Raw genomic sequence first — 19,076 nt, 5'->3', positions numbered from 1 at the left:
GGAATAATCTGAACTGTAAGGCATTTTAAAACTTATTCATTACTTCCATTGTTCCATAAAATTGTTAGGAAGAACAATGGACAAAACAGAAAGGAGAATGTTTTTATGGGTTGGATTATCACTTTAATCGTCGGGGGTATTATCGGTTGGTTAGCAGGTCTTATTTTAGGTAAGGATGTACCAGGTGGCGTCATCGGGAACATCATTGCCGGTATCATCGGTGCTTGGCTCGGTGGCCTCATCTTCGGAGACTTCGGTCCTGCAGTTGGCGGCATCGCGATTATCCCAGCACTTCTCGGTGCGATTATCTTGATCTTGATCGTATCGTTCGTTATGAAGTCAATGAACAAAAAGCGCTAATCCAGTGCTAGAAAAACGGGACCCTCGCCGAGGGTCCCGTTTTTTGTCATGTGAGGATGAGATAGAGGGCCTCATCCCGCTCGATGAATCGTTTCTCGCTCTCCAAGCGCAAAAACGTGAAAATCGACTCGAGCAGCGTCCGGTCGTAGCGCCATTCGACACCGAGGTCCGTTTCGACTCGCTCGTTCGGTTCACCTAAAAGCGCAATGAGGTCATCCGGCCGCTTCTGTAAATCGATGTCGATGCGTTCGACGCGCCCGTCAACAAACCGTAACTCCATCCCCACATAGCGCCAAACGTCCCCTCGCTCCATCGGTTCACCAATCTCGTCGAGGACGGTTTGTTCACGTTTGTTCATCAGCCCTTCGATCGTCTCAATCGAGTGACCTGTCTGAGCTTCGACTTCGATTTCAATCAACTCGGCCCGATCAAGATCGAACTGCCCGGCGACGGTCTCAGCTTGTTCCGGCAACAAGGCAAACGCCAAGTCATCGTCTTCTGTCAGCGTCACGACCTCAGTCTCGGTCACCGTCGACCCATCGATGACGGCGACGGCTTTCACGTCATAACGACCCGGCATACGCTCGAGTGCCACCTCACCGCCCCCTTCATCAATTCGACCGACTTGTGCACCGTCCACCCACACGTTCGTCAACGGTACGTCCGATGTCACAACGAGCGTCTTCGGCAACAATTCAATCCGATAGTCCGAGAAACCAAATCGTCCTGCCCCCGTATCGACGAGCCGGAACAACCCATCCGTCTCCATACCTTGCTCCCGGTCGGCGCGGTCCTGCGCTACTTCCGAGATGGCCTCGCCCCGAATCGTCTTCTCTTCATTCAACCAGCCCATGAAGCGGAGCGCCTCGGCTCGCGTCAGCGGTTCTGATTCATACTCGACGTTCTCCTGGAAGAAGCTGACATCCTCGTTCAACAGCGCCTCTTTGAACCGGACATGAATCTTGTCATTGGCGGCTGCCGGTTGATATCCCCAGCGATAGACGGCCCCGGCGATCAGCCCGAGCACGATTGTCGCAAGGAGGACATAATAGATTCGCCTCCGCCGTACCGTTTTTTTCGATCGTACATACGCCATCCGTTTACTTCCTCTCTTGATTGCTGTTGTTTCTAGTCTAAGACGATTCATCCTCCCGGACAATCATTCTTCCGCCTGAATTTCCATGTTATGATGAAGTGGAATAGTCATTTACGAATGGAGGAACCCACATGCACACTGAAGCCAACTGTATTTTTTGTAAAATCGTCCAAAACGAGATTCCTTCTTATAAGGTATACGAGGACGACGCCGTCGTCGCGTTCCTCGATATCTCGCAAGTCACGAAAGGCCACACGCTCGTCATCCCAAAACATCACGCCCGAAACATTTATGAACTGTCAGCCGATGTCGCCCGGGACGTCTTCCAAGCCGTGCCTGCTATCGCAAACGCCATCCAGCGCGAGACGGGCGCGATCGGCATGAACATCCTATCGAACGCCGAAGCAATCGCCGGACAAACGGTTTACCATTTCCATATGCATCTGTTGCCACGCTATGGCGAGACAGATGGATTTGACGCAAAATGGGAGACGCACCAAGACGATTACTCCACTGAAGACATGCAAGCCATCGCTGCCGGCATCAAAGCGAAGCTATGAAAAAATGGACCGCCGCTCCTGGAGCGACCGGTCCATTGTCTTATGTGCCCTTATGACGAATTGATCGAATCGAGATGACGTTTCCGCTCTTCCTCGATTTGGGCCCGTTCGACTTGTAATTTAATCGCTTGCTCGTACAACTGTTGCCGCGATTTGACAGATTCCGCTTGTTCGAATTCTTTTCTTAACAAATTTAGACGGGCGTCTATTTCAACGAGTCGCTTTTCAAGCAAAGTTTGTTTACGCGTCTGTTCATTCTGTTCCGACGCTTCATATCCCGCCTCGAGTGCTTCCATTATTGTCTGTGCCCAAGGGTCATCTCCCAGTCGCTTGGCCGCGTTATACAGGTCTAGCATGTCATCAACCCAACGCTTTTGCATGTTCACTGGAGGTCACCTTCCTTTACCCATAGTTTAAAATAAAATGATTTTTCGGTCAAAATTGAATGTTCTGAAAAATTTTATTTAAGATATAGGTTTTTAATCACTCTTTTTTGGTAAAATAATATGAAAAGAATGTATTGTAGCATCAGTGTGCTTGAGGAGGGGAATGTATTGTCGAGTCACAATCGTCGAGAGTGGGTTGCATTTGGCTTCGTCGTAGCGTTTTTAGGGGTTGCGACCGTGAAGAAAATCGCCCGTGGAACGGCAAATGACGCCGCGGCCAATCAACACCGGGCGTCCACAATCACTACGTTGAAAGAACAATTCCAAAAAGTTGCCAAGGACGCGTCGCAAGTAGCCGCGGCCGGTAAATTGCAAGGGAAAGAATTGACGGATCAAGTGAAAGCCGAAGTCGAACGTTATCAACAAGACATTCAGCCTTCAATCGAGCGGATCCAAGGAAACCTAGACGAGCTTTCGAACGTACAGTCAGACATGACCGAAGCGAAAGCGGAAAAGACCAACTGACCGGTCTGTTGTCATCGCCCGTCGTTTTAGTCACATTGTATCCGGAAAGGATGGATCGACATGGAACATGAAAAAGAATTCACTGGCCCTGAGGCCATGCTCTATAGTCATAAAATCATTCAACTTAGTAAGGCATTGTGGAAGACGGTCGAGAAAGACTGGCAGAATTGGATCAAGCCGTTCGATTTGAACATTAACGAACACCATATTTTATGGATCGCTCACGCCCTCGGCGGCGCCTCGATCTCAGAGATCGCCAAATATGGGGTCATGCACGTATCGACGGCGTTCAACTTCTCGAAGAAACTCGAAGACCGCGGTTTGCTCACGTTCTCGAAAAAGGAGACGGACAAACGAAATACGTACGTCCAATTGACGCCTGAAGGTGAAGCGCTCTTGCTCGAGACGATTCATGCGTTCGATCCGGAAGAGAACGGCGTCTTCCGCGCCTCCCTCCCGCTCCAAGAATTGTACGGGAAATTCCCGGACTTGACGGACATCACAGCGATCGTTCGCCGCTTGTATGGCGACAACTTCATGGACATCTTCGCTGAAACATCGAAGATGATCACAGAAGAAGCCGGACGTCGCCCTGAGGACGACGAGATCAGTAAAGAAGCTTGACCTGCCGATACAGCGGTTCCGTGACGTCTAGCGCCATTCCTTGGCGCACGCACGCCTCGAGAATCGTCTCGGCCTCTAAATGAGGATGAAGCATGCCGACGAAATGAACGAGCAAAGGCTCTACGGACGACAGACCGTAGCGCGCTTGCTCGTTTTGTCGTTCTCGGATATCATCAAGCAGCGCGAAAAACGCGACGACTTCTTGCCGTGTCAGATTCGCCTTGAGCACCTCATGTTCAAAGGGCCGCTCCGACCAATCGACCGCCCCGAGCAACAGTTCCATTTGAAACGATAATTGATTGATTTTCTCTTCTAACGACACGTTCTCCACCCCATCATTTCACATTCTATTTCATCATTATACGACACGTTTCTGTGCTATGATACTACACAGGCAAGAGAACAGCTGTTATCATTAACAAAATGTGGTATAGTCGGATTTAGAAACTTATAGATTTTTAGGGGTGGAATATATGTCAAACGGAATGACGAACGAACCGAACAAACAAAACAAGAAGTTTTCAACAGGCGCCCTCGTCGGCGCATCAGCGATTGCACTTCTCATCGGTGTCGGCGGCACATATGCGGCGACAAACGGCGGGTCTTCGGACAACTCAGCAGTTGTTTCCTTTGAAGGCGGCGAAGTGACACGCGGCGAGATCGCGGACATGAGCTACGACCGTATGGTCCCACAACTAGCTTTCCAAGAAACGATGAACGAGTTGCTTGAAAAAGAATACGGCGACAAAGTCGAACAAGACAAAGTTGACGAAGAGTTCAGCAAGACTGAAGAGCAGTTCAACTCGAAAGAAGAGTTCGAGCAAGCGATTCAACAAGCTGGCATGACTGACACGGACGAGTTCAAAGAAGCGCTCCGCGGACAAATGCTCGTCGATGCAGCGAAGTCAGAACTCGTCGAAGTGACGGACGAAGACATCGAGGCACAATTCGCGAAAGAGAACGTCGAAGTCAAAGCGAGCCACATCCTCGTTGAGACAGAAGAAGAAGCCCAAGCGATCATCAAAGAATTGAACGATGGCGCTGACTTCGCAGACGTCGCGAAAGAGAAATCGACAGACACAGGTTCTGGTGAAAAAGGTGGCGACCTCGGTTACTTCTCAGCCGGCGCCATGGTCCCAGAGTTTGAAGAATACGCGTTCCAAGAAGACGTGGTCGGCAAAGTATCTGAGCCGGTCCAATCACAATTCGGTTTCCACGTCATCAAAGTCATGGATCGTAAAGAAAAAGATCTTAAACTCGAAGACGAGAAAGATCGCATCCGTGAAGAATTGGCAACTGAAAAAGCAGCCTCTGTCGACGCGAACAAGATCTACGCCGAGTTGATCGAGAAATATAACGTCGACGTGAAAGATGCGAAAGCTTCAACACAGTTCGACGCTGTGAAAGACGCCATTAAAGCGTCAGAAGAAGGTACAGAAGAAGCACCGGCCGAAGAATCGACCGAGCAATAAGCAAAAGACGTCCCGCGGGACGTCTTTTTTGTATGCCTTCATAGCTTCGGTTTATAAAACGCACGGTTATCGAGTGCCATGACCCGCTCAGTGAACGCTCCGGGTTCGATCCCCTCGAACGCCTTCTCGAACATGTTCATCCGGGCATCGATGTTGTCGATGAAGAACAACATCTCAGCTTCCGGGAGCTGTGGCGCGTTCGCCGATCCCCACTCCGGTTTCCCGTGATGACTGAGGACGAGATGTTGGAGCAACGTCACGACTTCGCGTTCGGTCCCGAGTTCTCGGGCCACGACCTCGATTTCAGACGCCATGAGCGACAAGTGGCCGAGCAGTTTGCCTTCAAGCGTATACTCCGGCGTGATCGCATCCGACAACTCGATTACTTTCGCCAAGTCGTGGAGCACGACACCTGAGACGAGCAAATCACGATTCAATTGCGGGTACAGGTCACACATCGTTTCAGCGAGTTTCAGCATCGACAAGACATGGAACGCAAGGCCCGAATAGACCGCATGGTGGTGTCGCACCGCAGCCGGATACGTGAAGTAAGCCTCTTCGTTCCGGTCGACGAGCGCAGTCACGAGCTCACGCATGCCCGCGTGTCCGATCGCATCGATATAGCCGCGGATCCCCGTCTCGAGTTCCGACTTCGGTACAGGTGCCGAACGGACGTATGGCGCGATGTCCGTCTCCCCTTCGATGATGGAGATTTGTTTGAGCTTCAGTTGGGTCCGCCCGCGGTAATCCATCACTTCTCCGGAAGCGTGGACGATTTTCTTCGTCGCATATTTATCCGTGTCGGCGCTATCCCATACTTTCGTCTCAATCTCTCCGCTCTCATCGCAAAGAATGAGCGTCAAATATGGTTTGCCATTTCCGGCGAGTCCTCGATAGGATTGTTTGATCATGACATATTGGTTTAACGTGTCGCCCACTTTGAGCTGACCGATTTTAGTAGTCGTCAAAAAAAGCACCTCTCTTCTTGTCAGTACCTTCATCTTAACGAAAGTTCACGTGAGATGCCAACTTTCTTAGGAAAGCGGGAATACTTGAGGGAGAAGGAAATTGGGGGAATGGAAGATGAGTTGGAAATGGTATACACGACCCGAAGAAATCGTACAGGTCGACAATCATTATGAAGAAGCGTACACGTATTGGCTAGAGCAGTTGACGACGGCGAAAGTCACAAAAATCATTGTCGAGCAAGACTATATGTATGGCTCGCTCACGCTCGACTATGAACAGCTCGAGCGTGAACCGCAAAAGATCGGGCACTACTTCGTGACCCGGGATTTCTTATGGACAATCGGCTTTGACGACGTCTATTGCCAGTCAGTGGCGGCCAAGCAATACGATACCCCGATCGAGGCGTTCTATGATTTGCTCGCTGAAAAGATGGACTATTACTTTCATGGCATCGATGAATATGAAGAACGGTTGATGGTCGCCCAGCGCGAGATGAGCGGGCAAGTGCCGCCCCAGTTCATGAATGAGATTTTCGGGCTCCGCAGCGAGATCGAACGATGGTCCGATACCGTCGTCCCGTACCGCGAACTGCTCATGGCCGGGCGCGAGGCGTTTCTCGACATGGACTTAAACGAATTGAAAGCGTATCGTCTCGCCAAATATCGCGTCAATCGGCTCCTGACGTTGATCGAACATTACCAAGAAGACGTCATCGCGATGACCGATTTGGCCGCGACGTTGTCAAACTTCCGTGGCAACGAGATCATGAAGGCGCTCACCGTTTTCACGGCCTTGACGACGCCCGTCGTCGCGTTCGGTGCGGTCTGGGGCATGAACTTCAAACAAATGCCCGAGCTCGAGTGGCCGCTCGGCTATTTGTTCGCCTGGCTTATGATCATCGGCTTCACGGTTTTGATTTATTTCTGGTTGAAGCAAAAAAATTGGATTGGGTCGCTCCTGCAATTCCCGAATCAAATCCGTAGCCAAGAAAAGTTAGATAAACAGCGCAGCAAACGAAATAAGCAAAACTAGCAAAAAACGAACAAAAGTTCGGTATACTGAAAGGAGCAGATGATACAGAAAGGTGATGTTCATGGAACGATTGATCATCCATGTCGATATGGACGCGTTTTACGCCTCGGTCGAACAACGCGACCGCCCTGACTTACGCGATAAACCGGTCATCGTCGGTGGCGCCCCTCACAGCCGTGGGGTAGTCGCCACTTGTTCGTATGAGGCGCGAAAATACGGCGTGCACAGCGCCATGTCGTCACGGCGGGCGTTCGCGCTCTGTCCTCAGGCGACGTTTGTCAAACCGCGCTTTCACGTCTATCGGCACGTCAGCCAACAGGTGATGGCCATTTTCAAATCGATTACGCCGCTCGTCGAACCGCTCTCGCTCGACGAGGCGTACTTGGACGTGACAGAAAACACGCTCATGAGCACGTCGGGCCCTTATATCGCGCGCTACATCCTCGGGGAAATCAAACGGCGGACCGGACTGACCGCTTCGGCCGGGGTCGCCCCGTCGAAGTTCGTCGCCAAGATCGCCTCAGGATTCAACAAACCGAACGGACTGACGGTCGTCGAGGCGGCTGACGTCGAGACGTTCCTCGCCCCGCTCCCGATCACGACGATGCACGGGGTCGGCAAAGTGACCGCCCAGACGTTGTTCAAGCACGACTACCATACGATCGCCGATTTGCAGGGCACCCGCCCCGAGCAGTTGAAGGCCATCTTCGGCCACGACCGGGGAAATCAGTTATATGAGCTTGCCCACGGCCGGGACAGCCGCCCCGTCGTGCCGACGCGGGAACGAAAATCGATCGGCTCCGAGACGACGTTCGCGTTTGACCTCGATGACCCGGAAGAAGTGTATGAACGTGTCGTCCCGGAAATCGAAGACGTACTCCATCAGCTCGACCGCCGCGAGCTCAGCTGTCAGACGGTGACGATCAAAATTAAGACGAGCGAGTTCCAAGCCCGGAGCCATCAAATCAAACTGAACCACCCGACGCACGACCATGATGAGATTAAACGGCTCGCCCGCCGTCTGTTTGACGAGATGGCGATCACCGAACCGGTCCGCTTGATCGGGATGACGGTCTCAGAGTTGATTCCGCGTACCGAAACGGCCCGTCAGCTCACGTTCGAGGAGCTGACGAAACCTTCGCTTGAAGAATGAATGACCATTCAGTACAATGGAAGCAAAGGGGGCGAACGGATGGAACAGTATACGATCACAGCGTTCGAGAACGACGGCACGGTCGTCTTGAACGATTCATTTACCGCGGCAAGCGATGACGAGGCGAAAACGAAAGGCCTCGCGATGCTCGAGGAAGCCGGGCATCTCCATAAAGGGGCCCGCATCGCACGTCGCGGCCAACTCATCTACTTCGAGCGCTGTAAACTGCCAGGAAAACTGAAAGGCACGGCCTCATAACAGAAGCGCCTCGGGAATCCCGAGGCGCTTGTTCATTCGCTATATTTGGCTTCCCACTCGCTGCGCCACTCCATGTAATCGGGATGCAGCTCTTCCGCCGTCTTCCCATCGAGTGAATAGCTCGCTCCGGTAAGCGGCTCGGCCGAATCCGGATACGACGTCCCGCCGATGACCTCGCCGTCCACCATCATGACCGAGACGTTCGTCTGGCCGAGTTCTGCGACTTCATCGAGCGGATGGTTGCGGACGATGAAGTTCTCATGTCGAATGTCACGTCCAATATAGTCATCCGGCGGCGTCATCTGGACTTGCCACGTACTTTGCGTTGGCAACTCAAGCAGATCTGCCTTTTCAAAGCTCGACATTCTATTCCCTTTATAAGAGACGACGTCATAGCCTTGCTCCTCTAAGTACGCCTTGCCCACTTTGGCGTCCGCCCCGAGCGTCGGTGCCGGCTGTTCGCTCTCATTCGAGCAGGCCGCAAGCAAGAACACAGCCAAAATCATCCCAACTCGTTTCCACATCATCTCTCACCTCACCGTTTAGCATTTTTTTACACATTCGGCAGAGCAAACAACATTTCCTTCAAAACGGGAAGATGAACAAAATCGTGAAGATGGCGATGACCGCCGTCACGACCTGAAGCGGCAAGCCGACTTTGACAAAATCGAAGAAGCGATAGCCGCCGATGCCGAACACCATCGCGTTCGTCGGCGACCCGAATGGTGTCATGAACGCGAGCGAGGCCGCGATGGCGACGGCGACGACGAGCGGGACGGGACTGACTTGGAGTGCCGAGGCGAGCGACAGTGCGAGCGGAGCGAATAAGACGGCCGTCGCCGTGTTCGAGATGATTTGACTCAGCACCATCGTCGCGACGAAGAGCGCAACGAGCACCCAGACCGGACCAGCCTGCCCGAACGACTCACTGATCCATGTGACGAGCCACGCCATGATCCCAGCATTGTCGAGCGCTTGGCCGACCGGGATCATCGCTGCGATCAAAAGAAGCGAGGACCATTGAATCGATTGATACGCGACGTCCATTTGGCGGACGGCTCCGGTGAGCACCATGGCAAGCGCCGCGAGCCATACCGCTACCGTCGGGTCGACCCACTCGAACACGAGGAGCGTGACCATTCCGAGCATGATCAATCCCGCTGCTAGTTGATGACGTTCGGATACGGCCCGATTAGCCACGTCGGTCACGTGCTCATTGGCAAGCAAGAGGTGCGTCTCGTTTCCGACCCGCTCTAAGTCGGCCCACTCCCCTTGGGCGACAAGCATGTCGCCTCGTTCGAGCGGCACATCTTTCAATCGGGTGATGGCGATTTCCTCGTTCGGGCGTACGACTTGAAGCACGTTCAATCGATACTCATTGCGCAACCGGCTTTCGGACAAACAGCGGCCGACGAGCGGGCTGTCGGTCGGAATCGTGAAAACGGCGACGCCCGACTCTTTGCCGTACACATCTTTGACGTTAACCGGCTCGACGACCAATCCTTCTTGTCGGGCGATGCGGTGGACATCCGTCTCATCGCCACTGACGAGGACACGCCCTTCCGTAAGCACTGTGTCGGCTCGGGCCGTGATAAACCGATGGACCACTCCTTTTCGGTGTTCGCCGACGACGACCAGGCCGTCTCGTGACCACTTGACGTCACTAAGCGTCTGACCGACGAGGCGGTGTCCTTTCGTGATGGACAGCGCGTAGACGGCTACTTGCGGTATCATCAACGGATGGGCCGCCGACGAACGAACATCCCCCGCCCCGAGCAGACGGTTCCCAATGACATAGAAATATAACAGTCCGACCACAGCCACGACGAGACCAATCGGCAAGAGCGCAAAAAATCCAAGCGCTCCCCCCGCGCCTCGGAGCGTCTCCGCGGCGACTAGGTTCGGTGGCGTTCCGATAAGTGTCATCGTCCCACCGATGCTTGAGAAAAAGGCGAGCGGCATGAGCAATTTCGCCGGGCTCGTCCCCATCTGCCTTGACATGGCGAGCACGACCGGAATCAACAAAGCGACCGTTCCCGTGTTCGACATTAGGCTCGACAAAAACGTCACGGTGACCATGAGGACGAGAAAGAGACGTACTTCACTCCCTTTCGCGTACGGGATGAGAGCGGCCCCTAACCGTTCGGCGAGGCCGGTGTGAAACAACCCGGCACCGACAATGAACAGTCCGGCGATCATGAGCACGACCGAATTCGAAAAACCGGCCATCGCTTCGACCGGTGTCAGTTGATTTGTCAAAACGAGCAAGAGGAGACCAATCAGCGCGACCAAGTCGGCCCGGAGCCAACCTCCGATAAAACCGATGATCATGACGGCTAAAATCACCAAGGTGACCATGACGTCCACCCTTTCTTGTGAAATGACCTACAAATAGAGTATACCACGCTTCATGTAAGCGCTATCATGAATTGGGTGACAATCTAGGCAACAAAAAAGCGGATGGCTCGATTGCCATCCGCTTCACTGTTATTGAACTTCGTTATCATTCACCATCGGAGCGTAGAGCTCTTCAAGTGGCTTCATGATAATTTTCGTCACTTCTGTGACCAGTTGATGCATGCGTTGCTCTTCTTGCATGAGCTCCATGATCAATTCGTTTTGTTGAACGCCCATCATTTTTGTCTGCGCATCCATCATCTCTTGTTCAGAGATTTCTTCGCCTTGCATTTGCTTCTGTTGAAGCGTCATTTGGATATCACGGAAGTCAGCGAATAACTGGTTCGCTTCTGCATCCGCATTGACACGGTCGTATAGTGAAGAGAGATTTGTGAACTCCTCAGAATCGCGAAGTGCTTTTTCCAATTGGTAAGCATGATCGTACAAGTTTGATTGTGACATGTGACGTCCTCCTAAAAACTATTAGGGCGTGCCGATCAAACGATGGCAATCAACCCTTGAATCAATCCAATCATACCACCTAATAAGGCGCCAAGCCATGTTATTGCCCGGAACTCTCGTTTTGAGATCGAAAGGACGATCTCTTCGAGGTACGAGGTATCGAGCGAGCTCACTTGCTCTTGAACGATTTGATCGATTTTCAGGCGATCCATGACCGTCTCCATTTGATCCGTGAAGCGCGTGATGACGAGCCTCACGCCGTTCGGCACGAGTTCTTCGACGACACGGTCTTCGACGTCCCGCGTATAGGAGTGGACGGTCCGATCGAGCAGTTCCCCAACCGGGAGACGCGAGACGACTTCCGTCGTCACACCGTCAATCAACCGTTCCTCTAATCGGTCGTCGAGCAGTGTATCGACCGAGCGTTCACTGAACCGCTCGAATTCGCGCGTGATCATCGTCGCCATGCCAGACCGAGTCGAGCCACCTCGCAAGATATTGATAATCTCCGGACGAATCATTTCGACGAAATTCAAGTTTTGAACGAACCCGGCGATGAAACCGAGCCGACGTTGGACGAACGAGTCGACCATGTGCCGAAGTTGCGCCTCGCCTTCAGCCGAATAAAAGTATTCTTCTGACTTGACGAGCAGGGCGTCCACGATTTCGGGGATGATGCCGCGGACACGGTCCATCCCGTCTTCACCGAGAAGCTCATATAGTTGACGCGACTTCACATCCGCAAGGACGAGTCGGAGCTCTTGCCGGAGCTTCGTATCCGCTTCTCCCAACACACGTGTCTCCGCATCGGGATAGAGCGGTTCGATGAGCGAACGGATCGTCTTGTCTGAACGAAGCATCGTCCGAACCTCACCTTGCACGAAGTGGGTAATATGATTACCGACTTGTTCATCGAGCAGGCGCTTACGCATCCCTTCAGGCGTCAACAAGTGCTTGACGACCGTCTTCCCGAGGCTCGTTGCCAATTCGTCGCGACGTTTCGGGATCAACCCCGGGGTGAACGGAACTCTCATCTTCCCGATGTATTTAGGATGATGGGGCCGAAACAACATTTTGATAGCGAGAAAGTTCGTGACTCCCCCGATTGTCGCCCCGATGGCGATCATGATGAATATTTTTAGTAGACTGTCCAAACTGCCTGCCTCCGTTCTGAAATATGATACATTGTTTGAAGAGGTGATTGTATTGACTACGTATGATCGTATTAAATCGATTTTCCCGACCGTTGTCCATCGGTCGGAAGATGCATCCGGAGACTACATCTGGTACCAAGCACACGATGGGACCGTGTTTGGACTACCCAAAATGGAATTGAGCGAGCGTGAACGACAGCTGCTTGAATGGTCGGCGACACCGTTTGTGACGACGCGTGATCCGCGTCAAGAGAAATGGCAAGACCGCTTGCTCACAGATTCGTATCGGATCGCCCAGCCATTTCGGTTGTTGTCGCTGTCGCTCCATTATCAAGAGCCGGAATCGCTCGAGCAATTTTTAGAGATATTGCACGATTTCATGCCTGAAGCGGAAATCGTCGTCATGACGCGACATCACGTGGAAATCATCGAGATGAATCAACTCGTCGATTTGTCCGAGTTCGAGGACGTGTTACGAGCCGTGGCGAGCGATTGCTACGTTGAGGCCCATGTCATCTATAGCGAGCGACCGCTCGGTGTGTTAGGGACACTGTATCAACAACATCAAACGCTGCGCCCGTTCGCGAGACTCTCTACTAAAGCTTACCCTGCTAGTCAACTATTATACCATTACTTGCTAGAAGACCATGAGACTTTTGCCGAACGTCTCCAATTGATCGAGGCCGTATATACGACGCTCGACAAGACGAACATCGAGCTGTTAGAGGCATTATTCGCCCACTCTTTAAACGTATCCCATACGGCTAAAGCACTGTTCATGCATCGAAATACGCTCAATTATCGGCTCGATCGGCTGTATGAACTGACGGGATACGATGCCCGCCAATTCTATGATGCGAGTTTGCTTCAACTCATTGTCACGTTGCACAAATCTGAGTAATCGTTTTTGTGCAACGTGTACATATCCAATGCAAGCGGTTTCACCGTATAATCAATCTTGTAAGCGCTATTATACAAGAACAGATTCCCAGGAGGCTAACGACATGGCAGAAATTCAATTGAACCACATTGATAAAATATACGAAGGTGGCGACTCAAAGGCAGTCAGCGATTTTAACTTGCACATCAAGGACCGCGAGTTCATCGTCTTCGTCGGACCTTCAGGTTGCGGTAAATCGACGACACTCCGTATGATCGCCGGACTCGAAGAAATCTCGAGCGGGGACTTCATCATCGATGGCAAGCGCATGAACGACGTCGCACCGAAAGACCGCGACATCGCGATGGTCTTCCAAAACTATGCCCTTTACCCGCACATGAGTGTGTATGACAACATGGCGTTCGGTTTGAAACTTCGCAAGTTCCCGAAAGATGAAATCGATCGTCGCGTCCAAGATGCGGCCCGTATCCTCGGACTTGAAGAATACCTTCAACGTAAGCCGAAAGCACTCTCTGGTGGTCAGCGTCAACGTGTCGCCATCGGCCGTGCCATCGTCCGTGATGCCAAAGTGTTCTTGATGGATGAGCCGCTCTCAAACTTGGATGCCAAGCTTCGCGTTCAGATGCGTAAAGAAATCATCCAATTGCACAACCGTCTCGACACGACGACGATTTACGTTACCCATGACCAAACGGAAGCGATGACACTCGCGACTCGCATCGTTATCATGAAAGACGGAATCATCCAACAAGTCGGTTCGCCGAAAGAAGTATATGAAAACCCGGACAACATCTTCGTAGCCGGCTTCATCGGATCACCTTCAATGAACTTCTTCCGCGGTAAATTGGCTGATGGGAAGTTCCTCGTCGGTGGTGAAGAAATCAACGTCCCTGAAGGCAAAATGAAAGGTCTTCGTGACCGCGGTTACGTCGGTAAAGAGCTCGTTCTCGGAATCCGTCCAGAATCGATCCATGATGAACCGATCTACATCGACTCACCAACGACGCACACGTTCCGCACGCATATCGACGTCGCCGAGCTCATGGGCGCTGAGTCATACTTGTACGCTGAACTTGGCGGCCACCAGTTCACGGCTCGCATCGATGGACGTTCGAACATCCACATGGGTGACGACGTCACACTCGCACTCGATATGACGAAAGCTCACTTCTTCGACACGGAAACAGAACAAGTCATCCGTTAATACAAAAATCCCTTCGATTGGTTGCAATCGAAGGGATTTTTCAGGCTATTGACGAATCAAATCGTATATTGCGATTTGATTCGTCTTTTTTTTGTGCGCGAAGAGCTCAAAGACTCGAAAAAACACAAACGGCAACCAGATGGTGACCGTTTGTGTTGCTCGTCCGATGGCGCCCCGACTCCTGCAGGAAAGCAATCCAACGGAGACCCAGCAGCGACGCGCGTCGCGATGCGGCTCCGGGATTGCCTGCGGAAAGCGTGGGCGCCGGAAGGACGAGCGATTTAATTAATGCTGGTTAGGAAGCTGAAATCCCTTCGATTTTAGAATCAAAGGGATTTCTTTGTGTCAACGAATCGCATATCGACGTTCGAGACGATGCTGCCCTGCCTGGATGAGCGTCGACAAGATCCAATAGATCGATGCCGAGAACAAGAGGAGCGGCATGACGAGATACGTCGTCGCGGCAATTTGGTCCGACACGTACGTCAACTCTTGGACGGCGATGACCGAACCGAGCGACGTCGATTTGATAATATCGATGACCGAGTTGGACACCGGTGGGATCGCACGCGATAGCGCCTGGGGGAAGATGATATCCTTGAAGCGCTTCGCACGCGGGATGCCGAGGGCGACACTCGCCTCGACTTGTCCTTGGTCGACCGAATTGATCGCCGCCCGGAACGCTTCCGAGATATAGGCCGCGAAGTGAAGGCCTAACCCGAAGATGAGCGCCTGCATCCCGCTCAACTGCACGAATCCGGTCAAACCGACGTACAAGATGAGAAGTTGCAACAAGAGCGGTGTCCCGCGGAAGAACGAGATATACGTACGCGTGAACAAACGGACAATTTTGATTGGACTGCTATGAAGTAATGCGATGATCAGACCGAGCACCAAGGCGAGGAGAATCGACAGGATACTGGCGATCAACGTCAATTGTACGGCTTCTACATAGGCCGAACGGTTCTCGATGACGGTCGTGATCAGTTCACTCATTGACTGATATCCTCACCGAAGTACTGCTCACCGATTTCAGCCATCGTACCGTCTTCTTGCATCTCAGCGAGCGCGTCGTTCAACTTATCGAGCACGTCCGAGTCTTGGCGTGTCATGTAGCCCGCTTCGCTCTTGTTGAAGACGTCACCGACCGCTTTCACGTCGTAACCCGTCTTCTCAAGCTCCGTCAAGATGAAGAGACGGTCGTTGAGCGCTGCGTCAAGACGTCCGACTTGAAGATCTTGTAACACTTGGTTCGCGCCTTTGTAGAACTTGACTTCAGCTCCAGCTTCTTCAGCGAGCTTGGCGTAGACCGATCCTTGTGTCGAGCCGACGACTTTGCCGTCGAGGTCGTCGATGCCTTGGATGTCCTCATTGTCTGATGCGACGATGACTTGTGCGCCTGAGACGGCGTATGGGTCTGAGAACGCATATTTCTCTTCACGTTCTGGCGTGATGCTCATCTGGTTGGCGATCATGTCGATGCGTTCCGCGTCGAGTGCTGGAACGAGTCCTTTGAAGTCCATCGGCTCGTATTCGACCGTGTAACCGGCACGCTCGGCCGCTTCGTTCAACACATCGATGTCATACCCTGTGATTTCACCTTTATCTTTATACGTGAATGGCGGGTATGTCGCTTCTGTTCCGACTGTGATGACGGCTTCTTCTGAACCGCTGTCTGTCTCTGTGCCGCATGCTGCGAGCACCCCGAACGATGCGCCGATAGCGAGTACTGCTGTTAACGATTTTTTCATATGAATTCCGCCTTCCTGATAATCCTTATATGATTACATGGTTTTGAACAATAACCTCATCATACTGACGGGGGCATTCAATGTCAAACAAAAACCACTGCCCTCGTCAGGGCAGTGGTCCTCGCTTAATCGATTGCTTTCGCTTGTTTCATGACATCTCGTTCAATCGCCTCTCGTTTGACCGTCGTCTTCTCGGCGCTATCGGCGTGGACGCTGAAGTAGAACTTGATTTTTGGCTCCGTTCCAGACGGACGCAGGCAGAACCATGAGCCATCCTCGAAGATGAACTTGAGTACGTTCGACGACGGCAACTCGATTGCTTCCGTCTCTCCTTGACGCAAGTTCGTCGCGACTTGTTGCTTATAGTCTTCAAAGCGGACGACTTCGTACCCTCCGACTTCCTGCGGCGGATTGGCGCGGAACGCTTCCATCATCCGGCCGATCTGTTCGAGACCGGCTTTCCCTTTCAATGTCATCGATTGGAGCGACTCTTCATAGAAGCCATACTTCTCATACACAGCTTGGAGCGCATCGTATAACGTGCGTCCTTGTTGTTTATGGAAGGCTGCCATCTCAGCGCCGAGCAAGCACGCCTGGACGGCATCCTTGTCACGGCAGAAGTCGCCAATCAAATACCCGTAGCTCTCTTCGTAGCCGAACAAGAACGTATATTCACCAGATTCTTCATATTGTTTGATCTTCTCACCGATGAACTTGAAGCCGGTGAGCGTATTCTCGAGGTGAACCCCATACGCCTTGGCGATGGCCGCCCCAAGTTCAGACGTGACAATCGTCTTCGCGACGAAACCGTTCGTCGGAAGCGTCCCCGTCTCGACTTTTTGAGACAGAATGTAATCCATGAGGAGCGCCCCGGTCTGGTTCCCCGTCAAGACGAACCATTCGCCGTTGCGGTCACGGACCGTGAAACCGACACGGTCGGCGTCCGGATCCGTCGCCATGAGCAAGTCGGCGCCGACGCGGTCGCCGTACTGCATCGCGAGCTCAAACGCGGCCCGTTCTTCCGGGTTCGGATAACTGACCGTCGGGAACGACCCGTCTGGCTCGGCCTGCTCCTCGACGATGGTGACATGTTCAAACCCATACGCCTTCAACCCTTCCATGACCGGACGGCGTCCCGTCCCGTGGAGTGGCGAGTAGACGATTTTAAGCGGGTCTCCTTGCACATCTGTATGAATGCGAATCGATTGAAGGGCCTCCATATAAGCGGCATCGACCGACGCATCGACGGTGACGAGCGTGCCATCGGCGCGGAGTGGGGCTTCGTCTTGGACTTCGATCTTTAATTCGTCTTCGATCGCGTTGACGTATGAGACGAGCTCATCGGCCTCAGCCGGCGGCAACTGTCCGCCGTCGGCACCGTATACTTTAAAACCGTTATATTCTGGCGGGTTGTGGCTCGCCGTGATGACGATGCCTCCAAATGCGTTTAAATGTCTGACGGCGAACGACAACTCTGGTGTGGCCCGCAGGCTTGGGAACAAGTATGTCTTAATCCCGTTCGAGGCGAGCGTACGCGCCGCTTCGAGCGCGAACTCCGGCGAGAAGTGACGTGAGTCGTGGGCGATGACAACGCCGTGACGTTTCGCTTCTTCGCCCGAGGCAGCGATAAAGTCCGCGAATCCTTGCGATGCCTTACGAATCGTATACATGTTCATCCGGTTCGCACCTGGTCCGATTTCCCCGCGCATACCGCCCGTCCCGAATTCGAGCGTCTTATAAAAGGCGTCCTCGAGCGACGTCTCGTCTTGCTCCATTTCCTCAAGCTCGGCGCGCAAGTGCGGTTCGAGCGCCTCGTGTTGTTTCCATCGGTCATATGTCTGTTGCCATGTCATGGTCAGTTCCCCTTTCGACATTCAAAAATTCAATCGAAGTACTCGCCAATTTGTTCCATCTTGTATACGATGGGAGTAACGAAACTTCGAGGTGATACTATGTTTCCAACTATGCGTGCCCAAGAATTGAAACACATCGTCCATACGGACTCGATTCGCTTTATTGATTGTCGTTATTCATTAAACGACGCCTCATACGGAAAATATGTGTATCGACAGGGGCATCTCCCGAACGCCGTCTTCCTCGATTTGATGGAAGATTTATCTGGTCCCGTGTCCGAACACGGTGGGCGCCATCCACTGCCGTCAAAAGAAGCATGGACCGAGACGCTTCGCCGAATCGGGATTCAAAAAGATGACTTGATCATCATTTACGATGACGGATTCCCTTATGCCGCCCGTGCTTGGTGGTTATTCAAATGGGCCGGCCATGAGCGTGTCATCGTGCTCGAGGGCGGGATTCAGTCCGGAATCACTTACTGCGGCGAGACGACGACGGACGTTCCGTCCTACCCCGCCTCAGATTACGTCCCAGCGTTCCAAGACGAGATGATTGCGACGATCGAAGACGTCCGTGCCGCCACGGTCACGGGCGGGCTCTATGATTCACGGACGGCCGACCGGTACGACGGCAGCCATGAACCGATTGATCGCAAACCGGGCCATATCCCGAACGCCGTCCTTTGTCCGTATACCGAAGCCGTCACCGACCTCGGCACGCTTCAAGATTTTCATGATTTGAGAGAGCTGTACGCCAACGTCCTCGACGTCCCCAACCCCATCTTCTATTGCGGGAGCGGAGTCACCGCCTGCGTGAACATTTTGGCGTTACACGCCCTCGGTAAAGATGACGTCCGGCTGTACCCAGGGTCTTACTCTGATTGGATCAGTTATCCAGAAAACACGGTCCACCCGTAAC

At 52.7% G+C, this 19,076-nt stretch carries 22 protein-coding genes; 11 read left to right on the top strand and 11 right to left on the bottom strand.

Annotation, left to right across the window (positions count from 1 at the left end):
- Window positions 1-105: 105 nt before the first annotated feature.
- Window positions 106-360, top strand: coding sequence for a GlsB/YeaQ/YmgE family stress response membrane protein (locus KNP86_RS00265; protein ID WP_034776523.1), 255 nt, complete (start codon window positions 106-108; stop codon window positions 358-360).
- Window positions 361-406: 46 nt separating this feature from the next.
- Here KNP86_RS00265 and KNP86_RS00260 read toward each other — a convergent pair whose 3' ends face one another.
- A complete protein-coding gene (locus KNP86_RS00260) occupies window positions 407-1,456 on the bottom strand; it encodes a hypothetical protein (protein WP_214752375.1) in 1,050 nt (349 codons plus the stop codon).
- Between the two features lie 131 nt (window positions 1,457-1,587).
- On the opposite strand from KNP86_RS00260, the gene KNP86_RS00255 reads away from it, so the two are divergent.
- Complete coding sequence (locus KNP86_RS00255) at window positions 1,588-2,016, top strand: HIT family protein (protein WP_214752373.1); 429 nt, start codon at window positions 1,588-1,590, stop codon at window positions 2,014-2,016.
- Window positions 2,017-2,066: 50 nt separating this feature from the next.
- Here KNP86_RS00255 and KNP86_RS00250 read toward each other — a convergent pair whose 3' ends face one another.
- On the bottom strand, window positions 2,067-2,396 hold the full coding sequence (locus tag KNP86_RS00250; protein ID WP_232938993.1) for a hypothetical protein: 330 nt from the start codon (window positions 2,394-2,396) through the stop codon (window positions 2,067-2,069).
- A gap of 174 nt (window positions 2,397-2,570) precedes the next feature.
- On the opposite strand from KNP86_RS00250, the gene KNP86_RS00245 reads away from it, so the two are divergent.
- Complete coding sequence (locus KNP86_RS00245; RefSeq protein ID WP_235420126.1) at window positions 2,571-2,927, top strand: hypothetical protein; 357 nt, start codon at window positions 2,571-2,573, stop codon at window positions 2,925-2,927.
- 60 nt (window positions 2,928-2,987) lie between these two features.
- Entirely contained in the window at window positions 2,988-3,551 is a 564-nt protein-coding gene (locus KNP86_RS00240; protein WP_021066715.1) for an HTH-type transcriptional regulator Hpr, read from the top strand.
- On the opposite strand, the gene KNP86_RS00235 is transcribed toward KNP86_RS00240, so the two are convergent.
- Entirely contained in the window at window positions 3,535-3,873 is a 339-nt protein-coding gene (locus KNP86_RS00235) for a DUF1878 family protein (protein ID WP_235420124.1), read from the bottom strand. The genes KNP86_RS00240 and KNP86_RS00235 overlap by 17 nt on opposite strands.
- Before the next feature lie 151 nt (window positions 3,874-4,024).
- Here KNP86_RS00235 and KNP86_RS00230 point away from each other — a divergent pair, with 151 nt between their 5' ends.
- A complete protein-coding gene (locus KNP86_RS00230; protein ID WP_034776518.1) occupies window positions 4,025-5,023 on the top strand; it encodes a peptidylprolyl isomerase in 999 nt (332 codons plus the stop codon).
- Between the two features lie 38 nt (window positions 5,024-5,061).
- Here the strand turns inward: KNP86_RS00230 and KNP86_RS00225 are convergent, their stop codons facing one another.
- Complete coding sequence (locus KNP86_RS00225; RefSeq protein ID WP_233004917.1) at window positions 5,062-5,934, bottom strand: HD domain-containing protein; 873 nt, start codon at window positions 5,932-5,934, stop codon at window positions 5,062-5,064.
- Window positions 5,935-6,106: 172 nt separating this feature from the next.
- On the opposite strand from KNP86_RS00225, the gene KNP86_RS00220 reads away from it, so the two are divergent.
- The 3 genes from KNP86_RS00220 (at window position 6,107) to KNP86_RS00210 (ending at window position 8,435) form a co-directional block, all read left to right on the top strand.
- Complete coding sequence (locus tag KNP86_RS00220) at window positions 6,107-7,024, top strand: magnesium transporter CorA family protein (protein WP_052090080.1); 918 nt, start codon at window positions 6,107-6,109, stop codon at window positions 7,022-7,024.
- A 61-nt stretch (window positions 7,025-7,085) separates the two neighbouring features.
- Entirely contained in the window at window positions 7,086-8,177 is a 1,092-nt protein-coding gene (gene dinB, locus KNP86_RS00215; protein WP_235420122.1) for a DNA polymerase IV, read from the top strand.
- Window positions 8,178-8,216: 39 nt separating this feature from the next.
- Window positions 8,217-8,435 carry a YhzD family protein gene (locus KNP86_RS00210; RefSeq protein WP_034776515.1) on the top strand — a complete coding sequence of 73 codons (219 nt, stop codon included), beginning with the start codon at window positions 8,217-8,219 and terminating at the stop codon, window positions 8,433-8,435.
- A gap of 32 nt (window positions 8,436-8,467) precedes the next feature.
- Here KNP86_RS00210 and KNP86_RS00205 read toward each other — a convergent pair whose 3' ends face one another.
- The 4 genes from KNP86_RS00205 to KNP86_RS00190 all read right to left on the bottom strand — a co-directional run bounded on the left by KNP86_RS00205 (window position 8,468) and on the right by KNP86_RS00190 (window position 12,421).
- On the bottom strand, window positions 8,468-8,962 hold the full coding sequence (locus KNP86_RS00205; RefSeq protein ID WP_214752371.1) for a hypothetical protein: 495 nt from the start codon (window positions 8,960-8,962) through the stop codon (window positions 8,468-8,470).
- Between the two features lie 58 nt (window positions 8,963-9,020).
- Window positions 9,021-10,793, bottom strand: a complete 1,773-nt coding sequence (locus tag KNP86_RS00200) for an SLC13 family permease (RefSeq protein WP_034776514.1) — start codon at window positions 10,791-10,793, stop codon at window positions 9,021-9,023.
- 129 nt (window positions 10,794-10,922) lie between these two features.
- A complete protein-coding gene (locus tag KNP86_RS00195; protein WP_034776512.1) occupies window positions 10,923-11,294 on the bottom strand; it encodes a YlbF/YmcA family competence regulator in 372 nt (123 codons plus the stop codon).
- 35 nt (window positions 11,295-11,329) lie between these two features.
- The gene (locus tag KNP86_RS00190; RefSeq protein WP_052090200.1) at window positions 11,330-12,421 is read right to left on the bottom strand and encodes a DUF445 domain-containing protein; all 1,092 of its coding nucleotides are present in this window, start codon (window positions 12,419-12,421) and stop codon (window positions 11,330-11,332) included.
- Window positions 12,422-12,491: 70 nt separating this feature from the next.
- Here KNP86_RS00190 and KNP86_RS00185 point away from each other — a divergent pair, with 70 nt between their 5' ends.
- Complete coding sequence (locus tag KNP86_RS00185) at window positions 12,492-13,349, top strand: PucR family transcriptional regulator (protein WP_353048135.1); 858 nt, start codon at window positions 12,492-12,494, stop codon at window positions 13,347-13,349.
- Window positions 13,350-13,452: 103 nt separating this feature from the next.
- The gene (locus KNP86_RS00180; RefSeq protein WP_034776508.1) at window positions 13,453-14,553 is read left to right on the top strand and encodes an ABC transporter ATP-binding protein; all 1,101 of its coding nucleotides are present in this window, start codon (window positions 13,453-13,455) and stop codon (window positions 14,551-14,553) included.
- Between the two features lie 345 nt (window positions 14,554-14,898).
- Here KNP86_RS00180 and KNP86_RS00175 read toward each other — a convergent pair whose 3' ends face one another.
- The 3 genes from KNP86_RS00175 to KNP86_RS00165 all read right to left on the bottom strand — a co-directional run bounded on the left by KNP86_RS00175 (window position 14,899) and on the right by KNP86_RS00165 (window position 18,157).
- Window positions 14,899-15,549, bottom strand: coding sequence for an amino acid ABC transporter permease (locus tag KNP86_RS00175; RefSeq protein WP_214712585.1), 651 nt, complete (start codon window positions 15,547-15,549; stop codon window positions 14,899-14,901).
- The gene (locus KNP86_RS00170; RefSeq protein ID WP_034776504.1) at window positions 15,546-16,304 is read right to left on the bottom strand and encodes a transporter substrate-binding domain-containing protein; all 759 of its coding nucleotides are present in this window, start codon (window positions 16,302-16,304) and stop codon (window positions 15,546-15,548) included. The genes KNP86_RS00175 and KNP86_RS00170 overlap by 4 nt, the downstream gene beginning before the upstream one ends.
- Window positions 16,305-16,429: 125 nt before the next feature.
- Window positions 16,430-18,157 carry a phospho-sugar mutase gene (locus KNP86_RS00165; protein WP_214752367.1) on the bottom strand — a complete coding sequence of 576 codons (1,728 nt, stop codon included), beginning with the start codon at window positions 18,155-18,157 and terminating at the stop codon, window positions 16,430-16,432.
- 99 nt (window positions 18,158-18,256) lie between these two features.
- Between KNP86_RS00165 and KNP86_RS00160 the strand changes: the two genes are divergently transcribed.
- Window positions 18,257-19,075, top strand: a complete 819-nt coding sequence (locus KNP86_RS00160; protein WP_052090077.1) for a sulfurtransferase — start codon at window positions 18,257-18,259, stop codon at window positions 19,073-19,075.
- The last annotated feature ends 1 nt before the right edge of the window (window position 19,076 follow it).

Source organism: Exiguobacterium sp. s16, assembly GCF_018618115.1.
GTDB lineage: Bacteria > Bacillota > Bacilli > Exiguobacteriales > Exiguobacteriaceae > Exiguobacterium > Exiguobacterium mexicanum_A.
The sequence above is the reverse complement of the archived record's forward strand: the minus strand, read 5'-3'. Positions and strand labels throughout refer to the sequence as shown.

Coding starts and splice junctions, on each gene's coding strand:
- KNP86_RS00265 (WP_034776523.1), top strand. CDS start 106: ATGGGTTGGATTATCACTTTAATCGTCGGGGGTATTATCGGTTGGTTA.
- KNP86_RS00260 (WP_214752375.1), bottom strand. CDS start 1,456: ATGGCGTATGTACGATCGAAAAAAACGGTACGGCGGAGGCGAATCTAT.
- KNP86_RS00255 (WP_214752373.1), top strand. CDS start 1,588: ATGCACACTGAAGCCAACTGTATTTTTTGTAAAATCGTCCAAAACGAG.
- KNP86_RS00250 (WP_232938993.1), bottom strand. CDS start 2,396: ATGCAAAAGCGTTGGGTTGATGACATGCTAGACCTGTATAACGCGGCC.
- KNP86_RS00240 (WP_021066715.1), top strand. CDS start 2,988: ATGGAACATGAAAAAGAATTCACTGGCCCTGAGGCCATGCTCTATAGT.
- KNP86_RS00230 (WP_034776518.1), top strand. CDS start 4,025: ATGTCAAACGGAATGACGAACGAACCGAACAAACAAAACAAGAAGTTT.
- KNP86_RS00225 (WP_233004917.1), bottom strand. CDS start 5,934: ATGATCAAACAATCCTATCGAGGACTCGCCGGAAATGGCAAACCATAT.
- KNP86_RS00220 (WP_052090080.1), top strand. CDS start 6,107: ATGAGTTGGAAATGGTATACACGACCCGAAGAAATCGTACAGGTCGAC.
- dinB (WP_235420122.1), top strand. CDS start 7,086: ATGGAACGATTGATCATCCATGTCGATATGGACGCGTTTTACGCCTCG.
- KNP86_RS00210 (WP_034776515.1), top strand. CDS start 8,217: ATGGAACAGTATACGATCACAGCGTTCGAGAACGACGGCACGGTCGTC.
- KNP86_RS00205 (WP_214752371.1), bottom strand. CDS start 8,962: ATGATGTGGAAACGAGTTGGGATGATTTTGGCTGTGTTCTTGCTTGCG.
- KNP86_RS00200 (WP_034776514.1), bottom strand. CDS start 10,793: ATGGTCACCTTGGTGATTTTAGCCGTCATGATCATCGGTTTTATCGGA.
- KNP86_RS00195 (WP_034776512.1), bottom strand. CDS start 11,294: ATGTCACAATCAAACTTGTACGATCATGCTTACCAATTGGAAAAAGCA.
- KNP86_RS00190 (WP_052090200.1), bottom strand. CDS start 12,421: ATGATCGCCATCGGGGCGACAATCGGGGGAGTCACGAACTTTCTCGCT.
- KNP86_RS00180 (WP_034776508.1), top strand. CDS start 13,453: ATGGCAGAAATTCAATTGAACCACATTGATAAAATATACGAAGGTGGC.
- KNP86_RS00175 (WP_214712585.1), bottom strand. CDS start 15,549: ATGAGTGAACTGATCACGACCGTCATCGAGAACCGTTCGGCCTATGTA.
- KNP86_RS00170 (WP_034776504.1), bottom strand. CDS start 16,304: ATGAAAAAATCGTTAACAGCAGTACTCGCTATCGGCGCATCGTTCGGG.
- KNP86_RS00165 (WP_214752367.1), bottom strand. CDS start 18,157: ATGACATGGCAACAGACATATGACCGATGGAAACAACACGAGGCGCTC.
- KNP86_RS00160 (WP_052090077.1), top strand. CDS start 18,257: ATGTTTCCAACTATGCGTGCCCAAGAATTGAAACACATCGTCCATACG.